Source organism: Thermopetrobacter sp. TC1 (assembly GCF_000746275.1).
Taxonomy (GTDB): Bacteria; Pseudomonadota; Alphaproteobacteria; order Rhizobiales; family Aestuariivirgaceae; genus Thermopetrobacter.
Map to the genome: position 1 here is coordinate 185448 of NZ_KN050830.1, position 15589 is coordinate 201036.

Below are 15589 nucleotides of genomic sequence, written 5' to 3' on the forward strand. Positions count from 1 at the left end.
TTCCAAAGAACTTGAAATCATGGCGCAGGCATCCCATTTTGAGCATACGGAAACGGCCTGTTTGGGCGGCCGTCCCTGTGCAAGGGAGGCGACACGTGATTGCGGCGGGGCGCAGAATCTGTCCATAATCGCCTGACCGGATTCGTGATGTCGCGTAGAAGTTCAAGCCGCCCATGTCCCGGCTTTAAGGCGTCCGTGAATGATACAGGGCGCGGGCGCGTTTCAGAATGAACGGCGGGGCGCGGAACAGGCCCAAAACGATAACAGGAAAGGAAAACAGGACCATGACGGATCTGCCCGAAACCAAGCAGATCGAGCTGCCTCAGCGGCAGACCATTCCGGTGTTGCCGCTGCGCGACATCGTCGTGTTTCCGCACATGATCGTGCCTCTCTTCGTGGGGCGCGAGAAGTCCATTCGCGCGCTCGAAAAAGTGATGGAGCGCGACAAGCGCATCCTGCTTGTGGCGCAGAAGAACCCGGCTGACGACGAGCCGGCGCCGGAGAACATCTATTCGGTGGGCACCATCGCCACCATCATGCAGCTTCTGAAGCTGCCCGACGGCACGGTGAAGGTGCTGGTCGAGGGCGTGGAGCGCGCCCGCATTCTGCGCTACACCGAGGAGACCAGCTATTTCGAGGCGGAATACGAGCCGATTGAGGAGACGGTTTCCGACGAGGCGGAGGCCGAGGCGCTGGCGCGCACCGTGGTGGATCAGTTCGCCACCTATGTGAAGCTCAACAAGAAGGTGCCGCAGGAGGCGCTGGAAACCATCTCCCAGATCGAGGACCGTTCGCGGCTTGCCGATACGGTGGCGGCGCATCTGGCGGTGAAGCTCTCCGAGAAGCAGGAGCTTCTGGAGATCGCCGACATCGCCAAGCGGCTGGAGAAGGCCTATGCCCTCATGGAGGGTGAAATCTCCGTGCTTCAGGTGGAAAAGCGCATTCGCAACCGGGTCAAGAAGCAGATGGAGAAGACCCAGCGCGAGTACTACCTGAACGAACAGATGAAGGCCATCCAGAAGGAGCTTGGCGGCGGCGAGGGCGAGGACGAGCTCGCCGAGCTGGAGGAGCGCATCAAGAAGACCAAGCTCTCCAAGGAGGCCCGCGAAAAGGCGGAGGCCGAGCTGCGCAAGCTGCGCCAGATGAGCCCGATGTCGGCCGAGGCCACCGTGGTGCGCAACTATCTGGACTGGCTGCTCTCCATCCCGTGGGGCAAGAAGTCCCGCATCAAGAAGGATCTGGACTATGCCCAGAAGGTGCTGGACGCCGATCACTACGGGCTGGAGAAGGTCAAGGAGCGCATCATCGAGTATCTCGCCGTGCAGCAGCGCACCAACAAGCTGCGCGGGCCCATTCTCTGCCTTGTCGGCCCGCCCGGCGTGGGCAAGACCTCGCTTGGCAAGTCCATCGCCAAGGCCACGGGGCGCAACTTCGTGCGCATGTCGCTGGGCGGCGTGCGTGACGAGGCGGAGATCCGCGGTCATCGCCGCACCTATATCGGCTCCATGCCCGGCAAGATCATCCAGTCGATGAAAAAGGCGAAGACGGTCAATCCGCTCTTCCTGCTCGACGAGATCGACAAGATGGGCATGGACTATCGCGGCGATCCGGCGGCGGCGCTTCTGGAGGTGCTGGATCCGGAGCAGAACAGCTCCTTCATGGATCATTACCTGGAGGTGGAATACGACCTCTCGCAGGTGATGTTTATCACCACGGCCAACACCCTGAACATCCCGGCGCCGCTTCTGGACCGCATGGAGATCATCCGCATCGCCGGCTACACCGAGGATGAGAAGCTGGAGATCGCCAGGCGGCACCTCATCCCCAAGGCGCTGGAGGCGCACGGGCTGAAGAAGGAGGAGCTGACGATCACCCGCGATGCCCTCATCACTGTGATCCGCCGCTATACGCGGGAGGCCGGCGTGCGCAATCTCGAGCGCGAGATCAACAAGATCGCGCGCAAGGCCGTCAAGGAGCTGGTGACCACGCGCAAGAAGCGCATCCGGGTGACAGAGAAGAACCTGGAGGACTTCCTCGGCGTTCCCAAGTACCGCTATGGCGAGGCGGAGCGCGAGGATCAGGTGGGTGTGGTCACGGGCCTGGCCTGGACGGAGACCGGTGGCGAGCTGCTCACCATCGAGGCCGTGGACATGTACGGCAAGGGCAAGATGACCGTCACCGGCAACTTGCGCGACGTGATGAAGGAGTCGATCTCCGCGGCGGCCTCCTATGTGCGCTCGCGGGCGCCGGAGTTCGGCATTGTGCCGACGCTGTTCGAGAAGCGTGATATCCACGTGCACGTGCCGGAGGGCGCCACGCCCAAGGACGGCCCGTCCGCCGGTGTTGCCATGGTCACCGCCATCGTCTCGGTGCTGACCGGCATTCCGGTGCGCCATGATGTGGCCATGACCGGCGAGATCACGCTGCGCGGCCGGGTGCTGCCTATCGGCGGCCTGAAGGAGAAGCTGCTGGCGGCGCTGCGCGGCGGCATCAAGAGGGTGCTGATCCCGGAGGAGAACGTGAAGGATCTTGCCGAGATCCCGGACAACGTCAAATCCGGGCTGGAGATCATCCCCGTGGCGCACGTGGACAAGGTGCTGGAGGTGGCACTGAAAGAAAAGCCGCAGCCCATCGAATGGGACGAGGCCGCGGAGGAGGCAGCCCGCGCTGCGGCGCTCAAGGGCAAGGAGTGCGAAGAGAGCGCTTCCCGCGCCCATTGAGGGCGAAAAAGGCATCCTGCGGATGCAGGCTGCAGGATCTGTGCACGAACACGCTTTAAGGAGCGCCCGGTCTGAAGCGGCCGGGCGCTCTTTGCGTTGCGTCATGAAAAAACGCGCAAGGGCTGGCCCTTTCGGGCTTAACAAGCGTGCGCTTTGGCTATAGGAAGGGCGCGAAGCGAACCGGTCGGCAAAGTTTGCGTGAATGAAGCCCCCTTCTTTTCAGGGGCAGGCCGGCTTTCGCATGCGATTCATCACGAGAGATTGAGGCCGAGGTGAGCTGATGAAGATCCAGGGCAACGAGATCAAGCCGGGCAACGTGCTGAAACACAAGGATCAGCTTTGGGTGGTGACCAAGGTGGAACACGTCAAGCCCGGCAAGGGCGGCGCCTATGCCCAGGTGGAGATGAAGTCCGTCGTGGGCAACACCAAGCTCAACGAGCGCTTCCGTTCCTCGGAGACGGTGGAGCGCGTGCGCCTGGAGCAGAAGGACTATCAGTATCTCTATGAACAGGGCGACATGTTGGTTTTCATGGACATGGAGACCTATGAGCAGATCGAGCTGCCAAAGGAGTTTCTGGGCGACCGGGCGGCCTTTCTGCAGGACGGCATGACCGTGACCGTCGAATCCCATGAAGGCAAGCCGCTTGGCGTGCAGCTGCCGCTGCATGTGACGCTGGAGGTGGTGGAGGCGGAGCCCGTGGTCAAGGGGCAGACGGCGGCCTCTTCCTACAAGCCGGCGGTGCTGGAAAATGGCGTGCGCATCATGGTGCCGCCGTTCATTTCCGCAGGCGAGAAGATCGTGGTCAACACCCAGGATCTCACCTATGTGAAGCGCGCCAGTGACTGAGCGCAGGCGCTGCAGGCTGCCGCAGCGTTCTCATCACGAAACGGCGCGTTCGCCGCGATCCGCAAGATACGGAAAAGGCCGGAGAACTCATGATCCACTCGGCTCTGCTCAACGTCATGATCAAGGCGGCGCAAAAGGCTGCGCGCCACCTGCGCCGCGACTTTGGCGAGGTGGAGAACTTGCAGGTCTCCCGCAAGGGGCCTGCCGATTTCGTCACGCGGGCGGACCGCCGCACCGAGGAGATCCTGCATGAGGAGCTCAAGAAAGCGCGGCCCGGCTATGGCTTTATCCTTGAGGAGGGCGAGGATGAGGCCGGCGACGGCGAGCATGCCTGGATCATCGACCCCATCGACGGCACCACGAACTTCATTCACGGCATTCCGCATTTCGCCATGTCGATCGCGCTCAAGCGCGGGCGGGAGATCGTGGCCGGCCTTGTCTACAACCCGATCAGTGATGAGATGTTCGTGGCCGAGAAGGGGCGCGGCGCCTTTCTCAACAACCGGCGCATCCGCTGTTCGGCGCGGCGGGGCTTGCGCGATGCGGTGATCGTCAATGGCTGTCCGCATCGCGGGCGGGCCGATCTTGCCCGCTTCCGCCGTGAGCTGGCGGTGGTGCAGGAACAGGTGGCGGGCCTGCGCCGGTTTGGCGCCGCTTCCCTGGATTTCGCCTGGGTGGCGGCCGGGCGGTTCGACGGGTTCTGGGAACGGGGGCTGAAGATCTGGGACATCGCCGCCGGCGTTCTTCTCGTACGCGAGGCGGGCGGGCGCGTGGAGGACCTTGATGGCGGCCCCGACGTTCTCAAGACCGGCAACATCCTGGCGGCGGCGCCGGAGGTGTTTCCGGAGCTGGCCATTATCCTGCGCGCGGTGAAGTGAGCCCGCCATTTGTCCGTTTCCGGCATTTCGCCTTTGCACGGCCTTGCGCTGTTGCGCTAATGTGACGCAAGACGAAGCGTTGGCATGCGGGCGCTTTAAGCCGATTGCGCCGATGAAGGCGGGCGCTCGCGCACCCCGGGAGCGGATGCGGCATGACGAAGGAACTGGATGCGCAGGTGGTGGCCAAGCCGCGGATCTATCTGTTACGCATGGTCGTCTTCCTGCTGCTGGCGGGCATCATCGCGGCGATCCTCTATCCGCAGATCAAGACGGCGTTTCTGGCCAATCCCGGGCTGAACGGCCTGATCCTGTTCACGCTGTTTCTCGGCATTCTCTACACCTTCCGCATGGTGATCCGGCTGTTTCCGGAAGTGAACTGGATCAACCGTTTCCGCATCGCCGATCCTTCGCTTGAGATTCCCTATACGCCACGGCTGCTTGCGCCCATGGCCGCCCTGCTCGGCGCGCGGCGCGGGGCGGTGCTCACGCCGATGTCGCTGCGCTCTCTGCTCGATTCCCTGGCGGCGCGCCTGGATGAGGCGCGGGACATTTCGCGCTATCTCATCGGCCTGCTTGTGTTCCTCGGGCTGCTCGGCACCTTCTGGGGCCTGTTGCAGACCATCGGCTCAGTGGGCGATGTCATCCGCAATCTCGATGTCAAGGCGGCGGAGGCCGCCACCATCTTCGAGGAGCTCAAGGCGGGGCTGGAGGCGCCGCTGGCCGGCATGGGCACCTCGTTTTCGTCCTCTCTGTTCGGCCTGGCCGGATCGCTGATCCTGGGCTTTCTCGACCTGCAGGCGGCGCAGGCGCAGAACCGCTTCTACAACGAGGTGGAAGAATGGCTGGCCACCATCACCGACATCGAGGCGGGCGAGGGCGGCGGTGTTCTGGAGGCCCCGGGCTTTTTGCACATGGATCTGTCCGAGGTGCAGGCGGCGCTGGAACGCATCGAGCAGGTCTTGCGCCACCGGCTGGAAGCCCCGGCGGCGGGCGGCACCGAATCCCTGGACCGTCTGGCCGATGCCATCGCTGGTGTGGTGGAACAGATGCGCGAGGAACAGCAGGTGATGCGGGCCTGGGCGGAGCATCAGACGAAACAGCAGACGGAGATCAAGGATCTGCTGCGCGAGATGCGCCGCAAGTGGCAATGAGGCTTCATGAGGCTCTTTGAAGCCCACTTAAGGATCCATGTGGTTCAACAAGGCCGTCTGGTGATGCGGCGAGAAAGGTGAGAAGGGAGCGCGCATGGCCGGCATTCCCGGCAGACGACGGCGAGAAGAGCAGGGGCTGATGTGGCCGGGCTTCGTGGATGCCATGGCCCAGCTTCTGCTTGTCATCATCTTCGTGCTGACCATCTTCGTCGTGGCCCAGTTCATGCAGGCGCGGGAGCTTTCGGGACAGGATACGGTGCTGGCCAAGCTGCGCCAGCAGATCGCCGAGCTGTCCGAGATGCTGGCTCTGGAGCGCTCGGCCAAGGCCCGGCTCGAATCGACGCTGGCGGCGCTCACGGATGATCTCAATGCCGAACGGGGCAAGGTGGCCTCGCTCTCCGCGGCCCTGGCGGCGGCGCAAGGCAAGGAGGGCAAGGCTTCCGCCCTGGTGGCGGATCTGCGCAGCAAGCTGGCGGCGGAAAAGAAGATTTCGGCCGAGGCCCTGGCCCAGATCGAGCTGCTCAATCAGCAGATCGCGGCCCTGCGCCGTCAGGTGCAGTTGCTCAACGCCGCTTTGGAGGCGGCGGAAGAGCGCGACCGCAAGGCCAAGGCCCAGATTGCCAATCTCGGCAAGCGCCTGAATGCGGCGCTGGCGCGGCGGGTGCAGGAGCTTTCGCGCTATCGTTCGGAATTCTTCGGCCGGCTCAGGCGCATTCTTTCGCAGCGCGCCGACATTCGCGTCGTGGGCGATCGCTTCGTGTTTCAGGCGGAAGTGCTGTTTCCCAAGGGCAGCGCGGAGCTGACCGAGGAAGGAAAGCGCGAGCTGGACAAGCTGGCGGAGGCCATCAAGGAGCTGGAAAAGCAGATCCCGCCGGATATCAACTGGATCCTGCGCGTGGATGGTCATACTGATTCCGATCCCATCCATACGCCCAGGTATGCGTCCAACTGGGAGCTTTCTGCCGCGCGCGCCATATCCGTGGTGAAATATCTCATCTCCAAGGGTGTGCCGCCGGAGCGACTGGCGGCGACGGGCTTTGGCGAATTCCATCCGCTCGATCCGCGCGATACGGAGGAGGCCAAGGCCAAGAACCGGCGCATCGAGCTGAAACTGACGGAGCGCTGATGTTAAACGAGGATTCTCGGAAGAAACGCGACGATGGCCTGCCTGATGCGCGCGAGGAGGGGCGCGATCCGCAAGGGGCGGCGCGGCGGCGCATGGCGCGGGCGCTTGCCGCGTTAAGCGAGCAGGGCGAGAAGATCGCAGGCGGCGCCGGCGTGCCCGGCTCGGAAGAGCCCACGCCGCAGGACTGGCCCGAGGTCTGGGGGCGGCGCATCGGCCGCGGGTTGGGCTATCTCTTCGCGCTCTATCTCCTCTGGCACCTGCTCACCATTTATGTGCTTCCCTAATCCCACGGGGAGGCTGGAGTTTTTCCGCATCCCGGCAAGCGACGCGGCAGAGTGTCGGCGTTCACCCATTCTTGTCGTCTTGCGGCGATAATGGATGGCGCAAGCGCCATGCTGTCGTTGTGGAAATTTCCATGCACGATGGGCTTTCGGCAAGCTTGTGAATGAGCTAGAGAATCAGGTGTGGGGGCGCCGCTGGCCCTCAAGGCGGTCAAAACGTGCGGCCGGCGGTTGAGAAGATTGCGGGAGCATGCGGAACCATGGCGAAGATTCTGCTTGCGGAAGACGATCAGGCGCTGCGTCGCTTTCTCAAGAAGGCCCTGGAGAAAGCGGGCTATACCGTGATCGATTTCGGCGAGGGGCGCAGCGCCTGGGAGGCTCTGGAGAAAGAGCCCGTTGACCTTTTGCTGACCGATATCGTCATGCCGGAGATGGATGGCATCGAGCTGGCGCGGCGGGCGGCGGAGCGCTATCCGGATCTGAAGATCATGTTCATCACCGGCTTCGCCGCCGTGGCGCTCAATCCGGACAGCAAGGCGCCGAAGGAGGCGCAGATTCTCTCCAAGCCCTTCCATCTGCGTCAGCTCGTGGATGAGGTGCGCCGGATGATGGCGGCGTGATAGCGTATGGGAAACCGGGCGCGTGCATTCTTCGCGCCATAAGCCGGAGAGAAGGCTTGCAAGCCGGCGCCTTTGCCGATATATCGGCGGTGCATGTGGGCGGTTAGCTCAGCGGTAGAGCACTACGTTGACATCGTAGGGGTCACTGGTTCGATCCCAGTACCGCCCACCATCCCTCCTTTGAATTTTCTCTCTCTGTCATGTTTGGCCTGACGGGCCACACCCTTTCCCCCCCCTTTCCTGCTTCATTACGCTGAAACGCGCTCTCGGATAAAAACTCACGGCGCTTCGCGCACTTCCACGATCTCGATCTCCGGCGCGGCGCCATGGCGAAAGCTCTGCAGGTCGATACGCAGCGCATCCGCATCGAAACGCGCCGGCACATCGAATTCGAAGCCTGCGGTAATCACCGCCCCTGAAGCCGGTGGCGCGTCGAAGAGGATAAAGCCGCCGGCATGATCCACCGAAAACCCGCTTGAACGTTCCGCCCCGTTCACCGCCACGCGCACGCTTCCCGGAACCGGGCGCGTAATGCGTCGCAGGTTCTCGCCGGCGGCATCGCCATAGCGTTTGACCAGGGCAAAGCGGGTGGTGACGCCATCGCCGCGGCCGATCTCCTGATCCGTGGGCGCCGGCACATCAAGCGGCGGGCAGGATTTCCAGTCCGCCCAGTCACGGAAGCGAAAGGCATAAAGCCGCCCGCGCCGGGCCTCGAAAAAGGCGATGACCCGGTGCAGGTCGTCCATGGTCTTGATGCCATAGCCCACCTGCCAGGACCGCCGCGCAAAACGCCAGCGTGCGTTGCGCTGCTCATGGCCGGAGGCCAGCACCACCACATCCGTGCGGCGCTCGATATGCGCCATCGCCCGCCGCGCAATATCCAGCGGAAAGCGCACGTCATGAAAGGCGGTCATGGATGATGCGTCCCCTAAAATGCCGGAACGGGATTTTATCCCGTTCCTTCAACATCTTGGCGGGGTATGTTACCCCGCCATTGATGCTTTAGGCGGGGGGGCAAACCCCGCCGAACCGTTGGGTAAGGATAAAAATATCCTTCCGGCGGTAAGCCGTATGAAAAAAACCATTCCAAGAATGGCTCTGGATTTCATGAAAAAACTTGCCCTTACAACCCGCCCTCACATCTGCCTTTGGCCCTCGGCCACCGCACGGGCCAGTTCCGCGGCGATGCGGCCGCGATTGCGGCGAAAGCCTTCCGCATCCGGCGTGGTAATGTGCATGGTCACGTTGACCTGCGCCGTCCCATTGCCATGAGCGCGCACGCCCAGCCGCCCGTCCGGCCCGCGCATCAGGGGCAGGATGGCTTCCGCCCCCGCTTCACCCATCAGCCCCAGACCGCCGTCGGACAGGGAGAAGACCTGCGGCGAAGCAACAACGCCGCCCTTGGCAAAGGCGGTGATGCGGGATGATACGCCCGCAACGCCTCCCGTGGATGCAAACAGCCCGTTCAGAAAGCCGCCCATGGCCGTGCGCAATCCTGAGAACAGAACATCAAACCCCCGTTGCAGCGCCATGCGCGAAAGTTGCAGCATCAACCCGCGCAACACGTCGGAAAAGCGCCTGCCGGAGATAACGGCCCGGGCAAAGGCCGCCGACATGGTATGCGAAAAACGGTCCGCCAATTGCGAAAGCCGCGCAAGATCCTTCTGCAGCGCGCCCGTATCCAGCCGCACCGGCAGCGCAAGGCCCTCAAACCGGCTCAGCCCGCGAAAGTTCGAAAGCGCCGCATCCACGGCATCGTCAAAGCGTTCCGCCCAATGCTCTTCCCGCATCGTCTGGTCACATCCTCATGCATCTTTGCTGCCGCCCGCGCCGGCCTTGAAAAGCTGCGATTCTTTTGGTGCATCCGGCCAGCGCCGCATCAAAGCCTTCAGGGTCTGCCGGGAGGGGGGTGCCGCAGCCTGTGCGCCGATTTTGAGCACAGCGGCAATCTCCCGCGGCGTCATCCGCCAGAACTCTTCAGGCGCAATGCCAAGCAGAACTGCCTGTCGCAGCAGCGCTAGATAGTCGATGCTCCGCGCCAGAAGCCGCTCCTTGCGCCCTTTGCCCTGCCGATGGCCCGCTTGCGCAGCCGTTGCCTTTTCCGGCCGGGCTTCCTTCCTGGTGCTCATGGCCGCACACGTCCGCTCAATGCGCTTGTGCCCGCATCACCATCCGTTTTACGCCTTTTCATCCGCAGCATCGGCACCGGGCTCTTCCGGAAAGGTGGCCTGCAACAGCCGCGCCGCCACGGCGATGAAACCGGTCAGCCCTTCCGCATGCGCCATGCGCGCCACATCCTCCGGTGAAACGGCATGGCCGCCCCCATGCAGCCCCGCCGTGATCAGGGCAATGAGATCCCGCGCGGAGATGCGCCCTTCCGAAAAACGCTGCGCCAGCGCCGTCAAATCGGGCACGTTCAGCATATCCTCCAGCTCCGCCAGCGCCCCCAGCGTCAGACACAGCCGCCAGCTGCGCCCGCCAAAACGGACCACAACTTCCCCGCGCACCGGATTATGCTGCATCAATCCCCCTCCTTTTATGTTTGCCTGATAACCCGACCGAAAATTCATCAAACTGTCCTCTGCGCTTGCGGCCCGACCCCCTCCCGGCGCTTCGCGCCGACCTCCCCCTGGTAGGGGGAGGTGAGGATTATGCGTTTTCCCTGCCTGCCGCCCGCTGCATTAGAATCAATCTAGCTTTCGGCGGCACGCTACACGACACTTGTATCGTCATACCGGCGAAAGCCGGTATCTAAGGCCACAAACGCAAGAGTTTGCGGCCCGAGACCCCGGCTTTCGCCGGGGTGACGAGAAAGATGGCAACGTTGTGTCGTGTAGTATGTTCAGGCGGTATGTGTTTATTTAACTCATTGATAAGACACAGGAAAACGTCATTGCCGGCCTTTGTGCCGGCAATCCAGGGCCAAAAGAGAGACAGTCGTGGCAAGCATCGGCCTTGACCAGTGAGCAGTATGGAGCCGCATGTCTCCCAAAAACTGAGCGAGGCCTGAAACCGTGCCGAATTGTTGGGTAAGGATATGAAACATCCTTCCGGCGGAGCGCTTAAGCCCGGAAGTGCTATTCCTGACGGCCATCAGCGCATGCCAAACCGCCCCTCAATTCCCGGGACACGCCCGTGAAGCCTGTGCTCACAAGGCCGAGAACGTAAGCTGTCCGGCCGATTCCAGGCTCACTTCAAAAGCCAGCTCTCCGTCGTGCCGCCCGGTGTATTCCAGCGCCACGATCTGAAACGGCCCTTCCACGATGCCGAAATGGGGGATGATCACCTGAAAGGTGGCGACGTCCCCGGCAAAGAACAGGGCGCGAAAGCGCGCATCGCTCGCCGCGTCGAGAAAAATGCCGCTGCCCGAGATCGAGGCGCTGCGCACGCCGGCTCCGGCCAGAAGCTCCCGCCAGTTCTCCGGCGAAAGCTGATGGGTGGCATCCACCCGCTCCGCCTGAAAGGCCAGCCGGTGCGCGCGCAGGCCCGCCACGGTAACGAAGCTGCCGCTGCCGTCATCGATCTTCAGCAGAAGGTCCCTGCCTTTCTGTGCCACCATGAGAACATCTCCCTGATCCGTTTTCGTGAAAAGGGCAAAAGAGCGCGCCGAAAAAGGATCACGACACCGGCTGCGTCGTGGCTCTTAAGCGCATCACGCCCTGAAACAGCCGCTCCCGCCGCGCCTGCAGCGCCGTCCAGAAAATGGTGCGCAGGTTCACGAGGTGATGCCCGTCAAGAGCAAGCGGCGCATCATCGAGCAGCTCGTCCATGCGCGCGATGATCTCATAGGCCCATCTCTTGCCGCCGTGTTCGCTCCAGATGTGAAAGGTCACCTTGTGCTCGTGCCCTCGGTGGCGGAAGGTGTCCCAGGCCCGCGTTTCGATCTCGTGCAACACCACATGCGGAAGCGGCGCCCGCCGCGGCGGCCGGTCGTGAACATGCGGCCCGCCCAGCAGGGCGGTGAGAATGGCATCATCGCGCAGCCGCGCAATCATCGCTTTTTGCAGGGCAAGAGCGGGATGCATGGGCTGTATCCCTCCTGTTCATGCACACGGATTTGAAGAACGGGCCAGAACGCGCCTTTGGGCTCTGTCGTTCGGAAGAAAGAAGCGCCGCCGCCGCCCTGAAAAACCGCGCCCCGGGCAGAGAAGGGCGCGCGTCTTGAAGGGCAGGCGGCGGCGCTTCGTGCTCAAGCGGCCCCGGCGGGGGAGGGAGGAGGGGCAGGGCGGCTCACTGGGGCCGCTCGAGGCATCGGCAGATCAGAAAGCGGCGCCGGCCATCGGGGTCGAAGACCGCCTGCACCAGGAGCAAGGCGCCATCCCTGCGCAGGAAGCGATCACCGGCCTGAACATCATCACGCCAGCGCAGTCGCACCTCCCACAGCACTTCGCCGCTTTCCATCCCGGCAAACAGCACATCCCGGGCGCATAGGGGGATGAGCGCCGCATAGACGGTGGCATGATCCCGCCAGGCCATCATCTCGCCCCCGGCGCCGTCATCCGTTGTCACCGGCTTTTGCAGAGTGAGCCGCCAGTTCAGCGGCAGGCGGCGCGCAGGCCTGCGTCCGTGCCGGCGCAGGCCCCCGCCGCGGCAGGAGCATCGGGTCATGGTTCAGAAGCGCTTTTTTGCATGTGTGTGAGATGAGTGAGGGGGTGTCCGGACGCGGAAAAAGAAGGGCTCTTTGCCCGTCATGCCCCTAGCCTTGGCATCCGCCAGGGGGCGAGCAAAGCCCGCACAGCGCCCGGCAGGTGCGGACAGTCCTCAAGCCCGGCCCGGTCCTCATACCAGTGCGCCGCCAGCCGGCACACCGCCAGCCGCAGATCCTCCGGCACGGCACTTGGATCGGGGCCGAAACCAGCATCGATATCCACCTGCACGGTATTGAGGCCGCAATCCGGCTGCGGAAAGCCGGGCCGGGCGCGAATGCGCGCCGGCCGCCCGGAAAGATCAACTGTATAGTGTGTCACCGGCGGTGTCAGCGCCACGCCATCCTTGATCACTTTCAGGGACGTCACCGCCCGCACCGGATGCAGCGGAATGGTCAGAATCCCGTTTCGCGGCCAGGCATCCCTGAGCAGCCGCCAGGACTGATCAATCAGCGCCAGACCGCATTCGAACTCCACCCGCCGTGTGGCCGCTGCGATCAGTGTCTGAAGAAAAACATCCTCATCCGCCCCCTCAATACGCAGCTCCGCCTTGAGCATGGCAAGCTCAATCGGCAGCGCCGCCGGAGGCGTGCGCAGACTTAAGGGCATGATGCTGCAAAACCTCGTGTTGTCGGGGAGAATTTTGGCTGAATCAATCAGTTAGGCGCGCCCGCTCCTGTCCCGCACACGACACCCGCATCGTCACACTGGCGTAAGCCCACAAATGTCCAAATAATTTGCTCCATGCGTTGCGAATGATTTTGAATGAGCGGGAAGCGCAAAATATGCGCTTCCCGGTCTTGTTCCTGCTCAGGCCGCGAACTTCAGCAGCTTGATTGCGGCGAAGTCCTGCACGCCGCCGCCCACGCGCTTTGTCGTGTAGAACAGCACATAGGGCTTGGCCGTGAACGGGTCGCGCAGGATCCGCACGCCGCTGCGGTCGACGACGAGATAGCCGCGGCGGAAATCGCCGAAGGCGATGGCCGCTGCGCCTGCGGCGATATCGGGCATGCTTTCCACTTCCACCACCGGAAAGCCCATCAGCGTCGGCCGGGCGCTGGCGCTCGCCGGCGGCTGCCAGATGTAATTCCCGTTGGCGTCCTTGAACTTGCGGATGACGTTCTGCGTGCGCCGGTTCATCACCCACACCGCGTTCTGCCGATAGCCGGAGCGCAGGGCGTAGACGAGATCGATGAGCACGTCGGACGGATGGGATGCCGGAAAATCGCCGTCCACGCCCGTGGCGAGAAAGCCCAGCTTGCCCCAGCTCCAGCCGCTGTCCGCCACCGTCGGCACCGAGAGAAAGCCCTGTGGCCGGCTGCTGCCGTCGCCGTTGACGAAGGCGTCCGTTTCCTGTTCGGCAAAGGCGGTGATGATCTCATCCGCCAGCCACTGCCCGATGTCGACCGCCGCATCGTCCAGCAGCGTCTGCGTTGCCGCCGGCATGGCATAAAGCTCCATCGCCGGATAGCGCAGCTCGGCCAGCTGCGGCGCCGCCGTTTCCGGCCGCGAGGCGGTTTCGCTCACCCAGCCCGTGGCCGGGCGCGAGACGGCATAGGGCTTGCGGTAAACGCCGGCGGAGATGCGCCTGTGCCCGGCAACGGCCCGGATCGGCGAAACCTCGCTCAGCATGTGCCCGATGGTGCGCTCAAGCTCCTCATGCACGAGATAGCCGCCGTCCGCATCCGATCCGGCCGAAAGCGCCTTTTCCTCCAGCCGCTGCAGGCGTGAGGCATCGCCGGCGCGCATATAGCGCTCAAACGCCGCCTTGTGCTCCTCCGCGGCGCTCTCCTCCTCATGGGCCGCATGCGCAAGCGGCAGCCGCGCCGCCCGCTGCGCCAGTGTGTTCAGGCGCTTCTCATAGGCATCCAGGGCCGCATTAATGCGCGCAAGCTTCTCTTCCAGCAGCACATCGGCCTGGCCGCGCGCCTCCATTTCGGCAAGACGCGCATCATTGCTCTCCGTAAACGCCGCATGCGCCCGCATCATCTCGTCATGCACGGCCTCGGCCTGCGCTGCATCACCCGGCGCAAAGGCCACCTTGGTCTCAAGGGGTTCGTGGGACGTGTCGGTCATGAAGGCTCTCCTTGTCTGTCATGGATGAAGTCGGTCAGAATGCGCTCTCCGCGCCTGCACGCTGCGCAGCACAGGCGGCGGCTGTCCCGCCCGCACCGGCGCCAGCACCCGCCCCAGCGCCGTCGTCGGCCGCGCCGGTTCCTGCAGGGGGCCGATGCGGGCGCTGCGCAGCATCGGAAAGGTCACCAGCGAGATCTCCCACAGCTCCACCTCGTGCAGCAGCCGCGCCTTGCGCAAGGCATCGCGGCTGGCGCGAATGGTGCGAAAGCCGATGGACAGGCCGTCCACCGCCCCGATGCGGACGAGCTCCGCCACCTCGCGCCCGGCAAAGCTCTTAATCGCCAGCTGCCCGCGCACGAACAGGCCGCGGGAGTCCTCGCGAATTTCGCGCCAGACACCGATGGGCCGGCGCACGTCATGCTGCCAGAGCATGCGCACGCCCGCCGCGCCCGAACGCTTCAGCGAGCGCCGAAACGCCCCCGGCAGCACGATGTCCCCGGAATCGTCCCGCACATGAAACAGCGAGGCATAGCCGGCAAACGCCCCGGCCGCGTCGATACGAATGGGCATGCGTTCCTCTTGCCAGATTGCGTGTTTATGTTTTGTTCCAGAAGCAAAAAAAGAAAAGACCTCGCCGGAAGAAGCTCCTCCCTCGCCTGAAGATGTTCTCAACCTCGAACGAAAAGTTCGGCGGGGGTTTGAACCCTGCACCCCTGGCTGCGTCACAGCCTTACCTTGCCTGTACCGGGCCTGAGCCGCCACTGTTCAAAAAACGGGGAAACATGATGTTGCTGCCGAATCGACCGAGGAAAGAGACTTTCCATGAGTTAAGAGTTTGTTGTTTAACTCATTGATAAACCACAAAAAACGTCATTGCCGGACGTGTTCCGGCAATCCAGGGCCACGGACTGAGGCGGTTTTGGAGAACGACGGCATTCGCCACCAGATTTGATGTGAGCCGTATGGATATAAAATGCCGGAACGGGATTGTATCCCGTTCCTTAAACGTTTGGGCGGGGTATGTTACCCCGCCATCCCTGCCTCAGGCAGGGTTGAAAATCCCACCGAACGGTTGGGTAAGGATGTGCAATATCCTTCCGGCGGTAAGAGCTTAAGCCCGGAAGACCCGTTCCTGACGGCCATCACCGAATGCGTCAATCGCCCCTGGACAGCCGGGACAAAGCCCGGCTGTGACGCGGTGGGGGAGAGAAATAAAACACAATTATCTCCTACCCCCCCCCCCC

At 63.3% G+C, this 15589-nt stretch carries 18 protein-coding genes and 1 tRNA gene; 9 read left to right on the forward strand and 10 right to left on the reverse strand.

Annotated features, from left to right (window positions below; genetic code table 11):
* The first annotated feature begins 284 nt into the window (after positions 1–284).
* The 8 genes from lon to EK16_RS10335 all read left to right on the forward strand — a co-directional run bounded on the left by lon (position 285) and on the right by EK16_RS10335 (position 7795).
* A complete protein-coding gene (gene lon / locus EK16_RS10300) occupies positions 285–2720 on the forward strand; it encodes an endopeptidase La (RefSeq protein ID WP_038036924.1) in 2436 nt (811 codons plus the stop codon).
* A gap of 280 nt (positions 2721–3000) precedes the next feature.
* Complete coding sequence (efp, locus tag EK16_RS10305) at positions 3001–3567, forward strand: elongation factor P (RefSeq protein WP_038036782.1); 567 nt, start codon at positions 3001–3003, stop codon at positions 3565–3567.
* Between the two features lie 89 nt (positions 3568–3656).
* Entirely contained in the window at positions 3657–4445 is a 789-nt protein-coding gene (locus EK16_RS10310; RefSeq protein ID WP_038036783.1) for an inositol monophosphatase family protein, read from the forward strand.
* Between the two features lie 152 nt (positions 4446–4597).
* Positions 4598–5596 carry a hypothetical protein gene (locus EK16_RS10315; protein ID WP_038036785.1) on the forward strand — a complete coding sequence of 333 codons (999 nt, stop codon included), beginning with the start codon at positions 4598–4600 and terminating at the stop codon, positions 5594–5596.
* A gap of 94 nt (positions 5597–5690) precedes the next feature.
* A complete protein-coding gene (locus EK16_RS10320; RefSeq protein WP_038036787.1) occupies positions 5691–6722 on the forward strand; it encodes a peptidoglycan -binding protein in 1032 nt (343 codons plus the stop codon).
* Positions 6722–7006: a hypothetical protein gene (locus tag EK16_RS10325; protein WP_038036790.1), complete on the forward strand. Its 285-nt coding sequence runs from the start codon at positions 6722–6724 to the stop codon at positions 7004–7006. The genes EK16_RS10320 and EK16_RS10325 overlap by 1 nt, the downstream gene beginning before the upstream one ends.
* A 257-nt stretch (positions 7007–7263) precedes the next feature.
* Positions 7264–7623: a cell cycle two-component system response regulator CpdR gene (gene cpdR / locus EK16_RS10330; RefSeq protein WP_038036794.1), complete on the forward strand. Its 360-nt coding sequence runs from the start codon at positions 7264–7266 to the stop codon at positions 7621–7623.
* Positions 7624–7720: 97 nt separating this feature from the next.
* Positions 7721–7795 (forward strand) — tRNA-Val (locus tag EK16_RS10335).
* 106 nt (positions 7796–7901) lie between these two features.
* Here the strand turns inward: EK16_RS10335 and EK16_RS10340 are convergent.
* The 10 genes from EK16_RS10340 to EK16_RS10385 all read right to left on the reverse strand — a co-directional run bounded on the left by EK16_RS10340 (position 7902) and on the right by EK16_RS10385 (position 14915).
* Positions 7902–8537: a DUF2460 domain-containing protein gene (locus EK16_RS10340; RefSeq protein WP_038036796.1), complete on the reverse strand. Its 636-nt coding sequence runs from the start codon at positions 8535–8537 to the stop codon at positions 7902–7904.
* A gap of 222 nt (positions 8538–8759) precedes the next feature.
* Complete coding sequence (locus EK16_RS10345) at positions 8760–9413, reverse strand: phage tail tape measure protein (RefSeq protein ID WP_156098574.1); 654 nt, start codon at positions 9411–9413, stop codon at positions 8760–8762.
* A 15-nt stretch (positions 9414–9428) separates the two neighbouring features.
* On the reverse strand, positions 9429–9752 hold the full coding sequence (locus EK16_RS11650; RefSeq protein WP_051929249.1) for a phage tail assembly chaperone: 324 nt from the start codon (positions 9750–9752) through the stop codon (positions 9429–9431).
* Between the two features lie 48 nt (positions 9753–9800).
* Complete coding sequence (locus EK16_RS10355) at positions 9801–10148, reverse strand: gene transfer agent family protein (protein WP_369793095.1); 348 nt, start codon at positions 10146–10148, stop codon at positions 9801–9803.
* 623 nt (positions 10149–10771) lie between these two features.
* Positions 10772–11182: a phage major tail protein, TP901-1 family gene (locus EK16_RS10360; RefSeq protein WP_038036801.1), complete on the reverse strand. Its 411-nt coding sequence runs from the start codon at positions 11180–11182 to the stop codon at positions 10772–10774.
* Positions 11183–11240: 58 nt separating this feature from the next.
* Complete coding sequence (locus EK16_RS10365) at positions 11241–11648, reverse strand: DUF3168 domain-containing protein (protein ID WP_038036804.1); 408 nt, start codon at positions 11646–11648, stop codon at positions 11241–11243.
* A 205-nt stretch (positions 11649–11853) separates the two neighbouring features.
* Positions 11854–12231, reverse strand: coding sequence for a phage head closure protein (locus tag EK16_RS10370; protein WP_038036806.1), 378 nt, complete (start codon positions 12229–12231; stop codon positions 11854–11856).
* An 80-nt stretch (positions 12232–12311) separates the two neighbouring features.
* Positions 12312–12878: a head-tail connector protein gene (locus EK16_RS10375; protein WP_038036808.1), complete on the reverse strand. Its 567-nt coding sequence runs from the start codon at positions 12876–12878 to the stop codon at positions 12312–12314.
* Between the two features lie 201 nt (positions 12879–13079).
* The gene (locus tag EK16_RS10380) at positions 13080–14345 is read right to left on the reverse strand and encodes a phage major capsid protein (RefSeq protein ID WP_038036809.1); all 1266 of its coding nucleotides are present in this window, start codon (positions 14343–14345) and stop codon (positions 13080–13082) included.
* Positions 14346–14363: 18 nt separating this feature from the next.
* The gene (locus EK16_RS10385) at positions 14364–14915 is read right to left on the reverse strand and encodes an HK97 family phage prohead protease (RefSeq protein ID WP_051929250.1); all 552 of its coding nucleotides are present in this window, start codon (positions 14913–14915) and stop codon (positions 14364–14366) included.
* 403 nt (positions 14916–15318) lie between these two features.
* Between EK16_RS10385 and EK16_RS12560 the strand changes: the two genes are divergently transcribed.
* On the forward strand, positions 15319–15589 hold a 271-nt coding region (locus EK16_RS12560), incomplete at its 3' end, for a hypothetical protein (protein WP_231573670.1).

Coding starts and splice junctions, on each gene's coding strand:
- lon (WP_038036924.1), top strand. CDS start 285: ATGACGGATCTGCCCGAAACCAAGCAGATCGAGCTGCCTCAGCGGCAG.
- efp (WP_038036782.1), top strand. CDS start 3,001: ATGAAGATCCAGGGCAACGAGATCAAGCCGGGCAACGTGCTGAAACAC.
- EK16_RS10310 (WP_038036783.1), top strand. CDS start 3,657: ATGATCCACTCGGCTCTGCTCAACGTCATGATCAAGGCGGCGCAAAAG.
- EK16_RS10315 (WP_038036785.1), top strand. CDS start 4,598: ATGACGAAGGAACTGGATGCGCAGGTGGTGGCCAAGCCGCGGATCTAT.
- EK16_RS10320 (WP_038036787.1), top strand. CDS start 5,691: ATGGCCGGCATTCCCGGCAGACGACGGCGAGAAGAGCAGGGGCTGATG.
- EK16_RS10325 (WP_038036790.1), top strand. CDS start 6,722: ATGTTAAACGAGGATTCTCGGAAGAAACGCGACGATGGCCTGCCTGAT.
- cpdR (WP_038036794.1), top strand. CDS start 7,264: ATGGCGAAGATTCTGCTTGCGGAAGACGATCAGGCGCTGCGTCGCTTT.
- EK16_RS10340 (WP_038036796.1), bottom strand. CDS start 8,537: ATGACCGCCTTTCATGACGTGCGCTTTCCGCTGGATATTGCGCGGCGG.
- EK16_RS10345 (WP_156098574.1), bottom strand. CDS start 9,413: ATGCGGGAAGAGCATTGGGCGGAACGCTTTGACGATGCCGTGGATGCG.
- EK16_RS11650 (WP_051929249.1), bottom strand. CDS start 9,752: ATGAGCACCAGGAAGGAAGCCCGGCCGGAAAAGGCAACGGCTGCGCAA.
- EK16_RS10360 (WP_038036801.1), bottom strand. CDS start 11,182: ATGGTGGCACAGAAAGGCAGGGACCTTCTGCTGAAGATCGATGACGGC.
- EK16_RS10365 (WP_038036804.1), bottom strand. CDS start 11,648: ATGCATCCCGCTCTTGCCCTGCAAAAAGCGATGATTGCGCGGCTGCGC.
- EK16_RS10370 (WP_038036806.1), bottom strand. CDS start 12,231: ATGACCCGATGCTCCTGCCGCGGCGGGGGCCTGCGCCGGCACGGACGC.
- EK16_RS10375 (WP_038036808.1), bottom strand. CDS start 12,878: ATGCCCTTAAGTCTGCGCACGCCTCCGGCGGCGCTGCCGATTGAGCTT.
- EK16_RS10380 (WP_038036809.1), bottom strand. CDS start 14,345: ATGACCGACACGTCCCACGAACCCCTTGAGACCAAGGTGGCCTTTGCG.
- EK16_RS10385 (WP_051929250.1), bottom strand. CDS start 14,915: ATGCCCATTCGTATCGACGCGGCCGGGGCGTTTGCCGGCTATGCCTCG.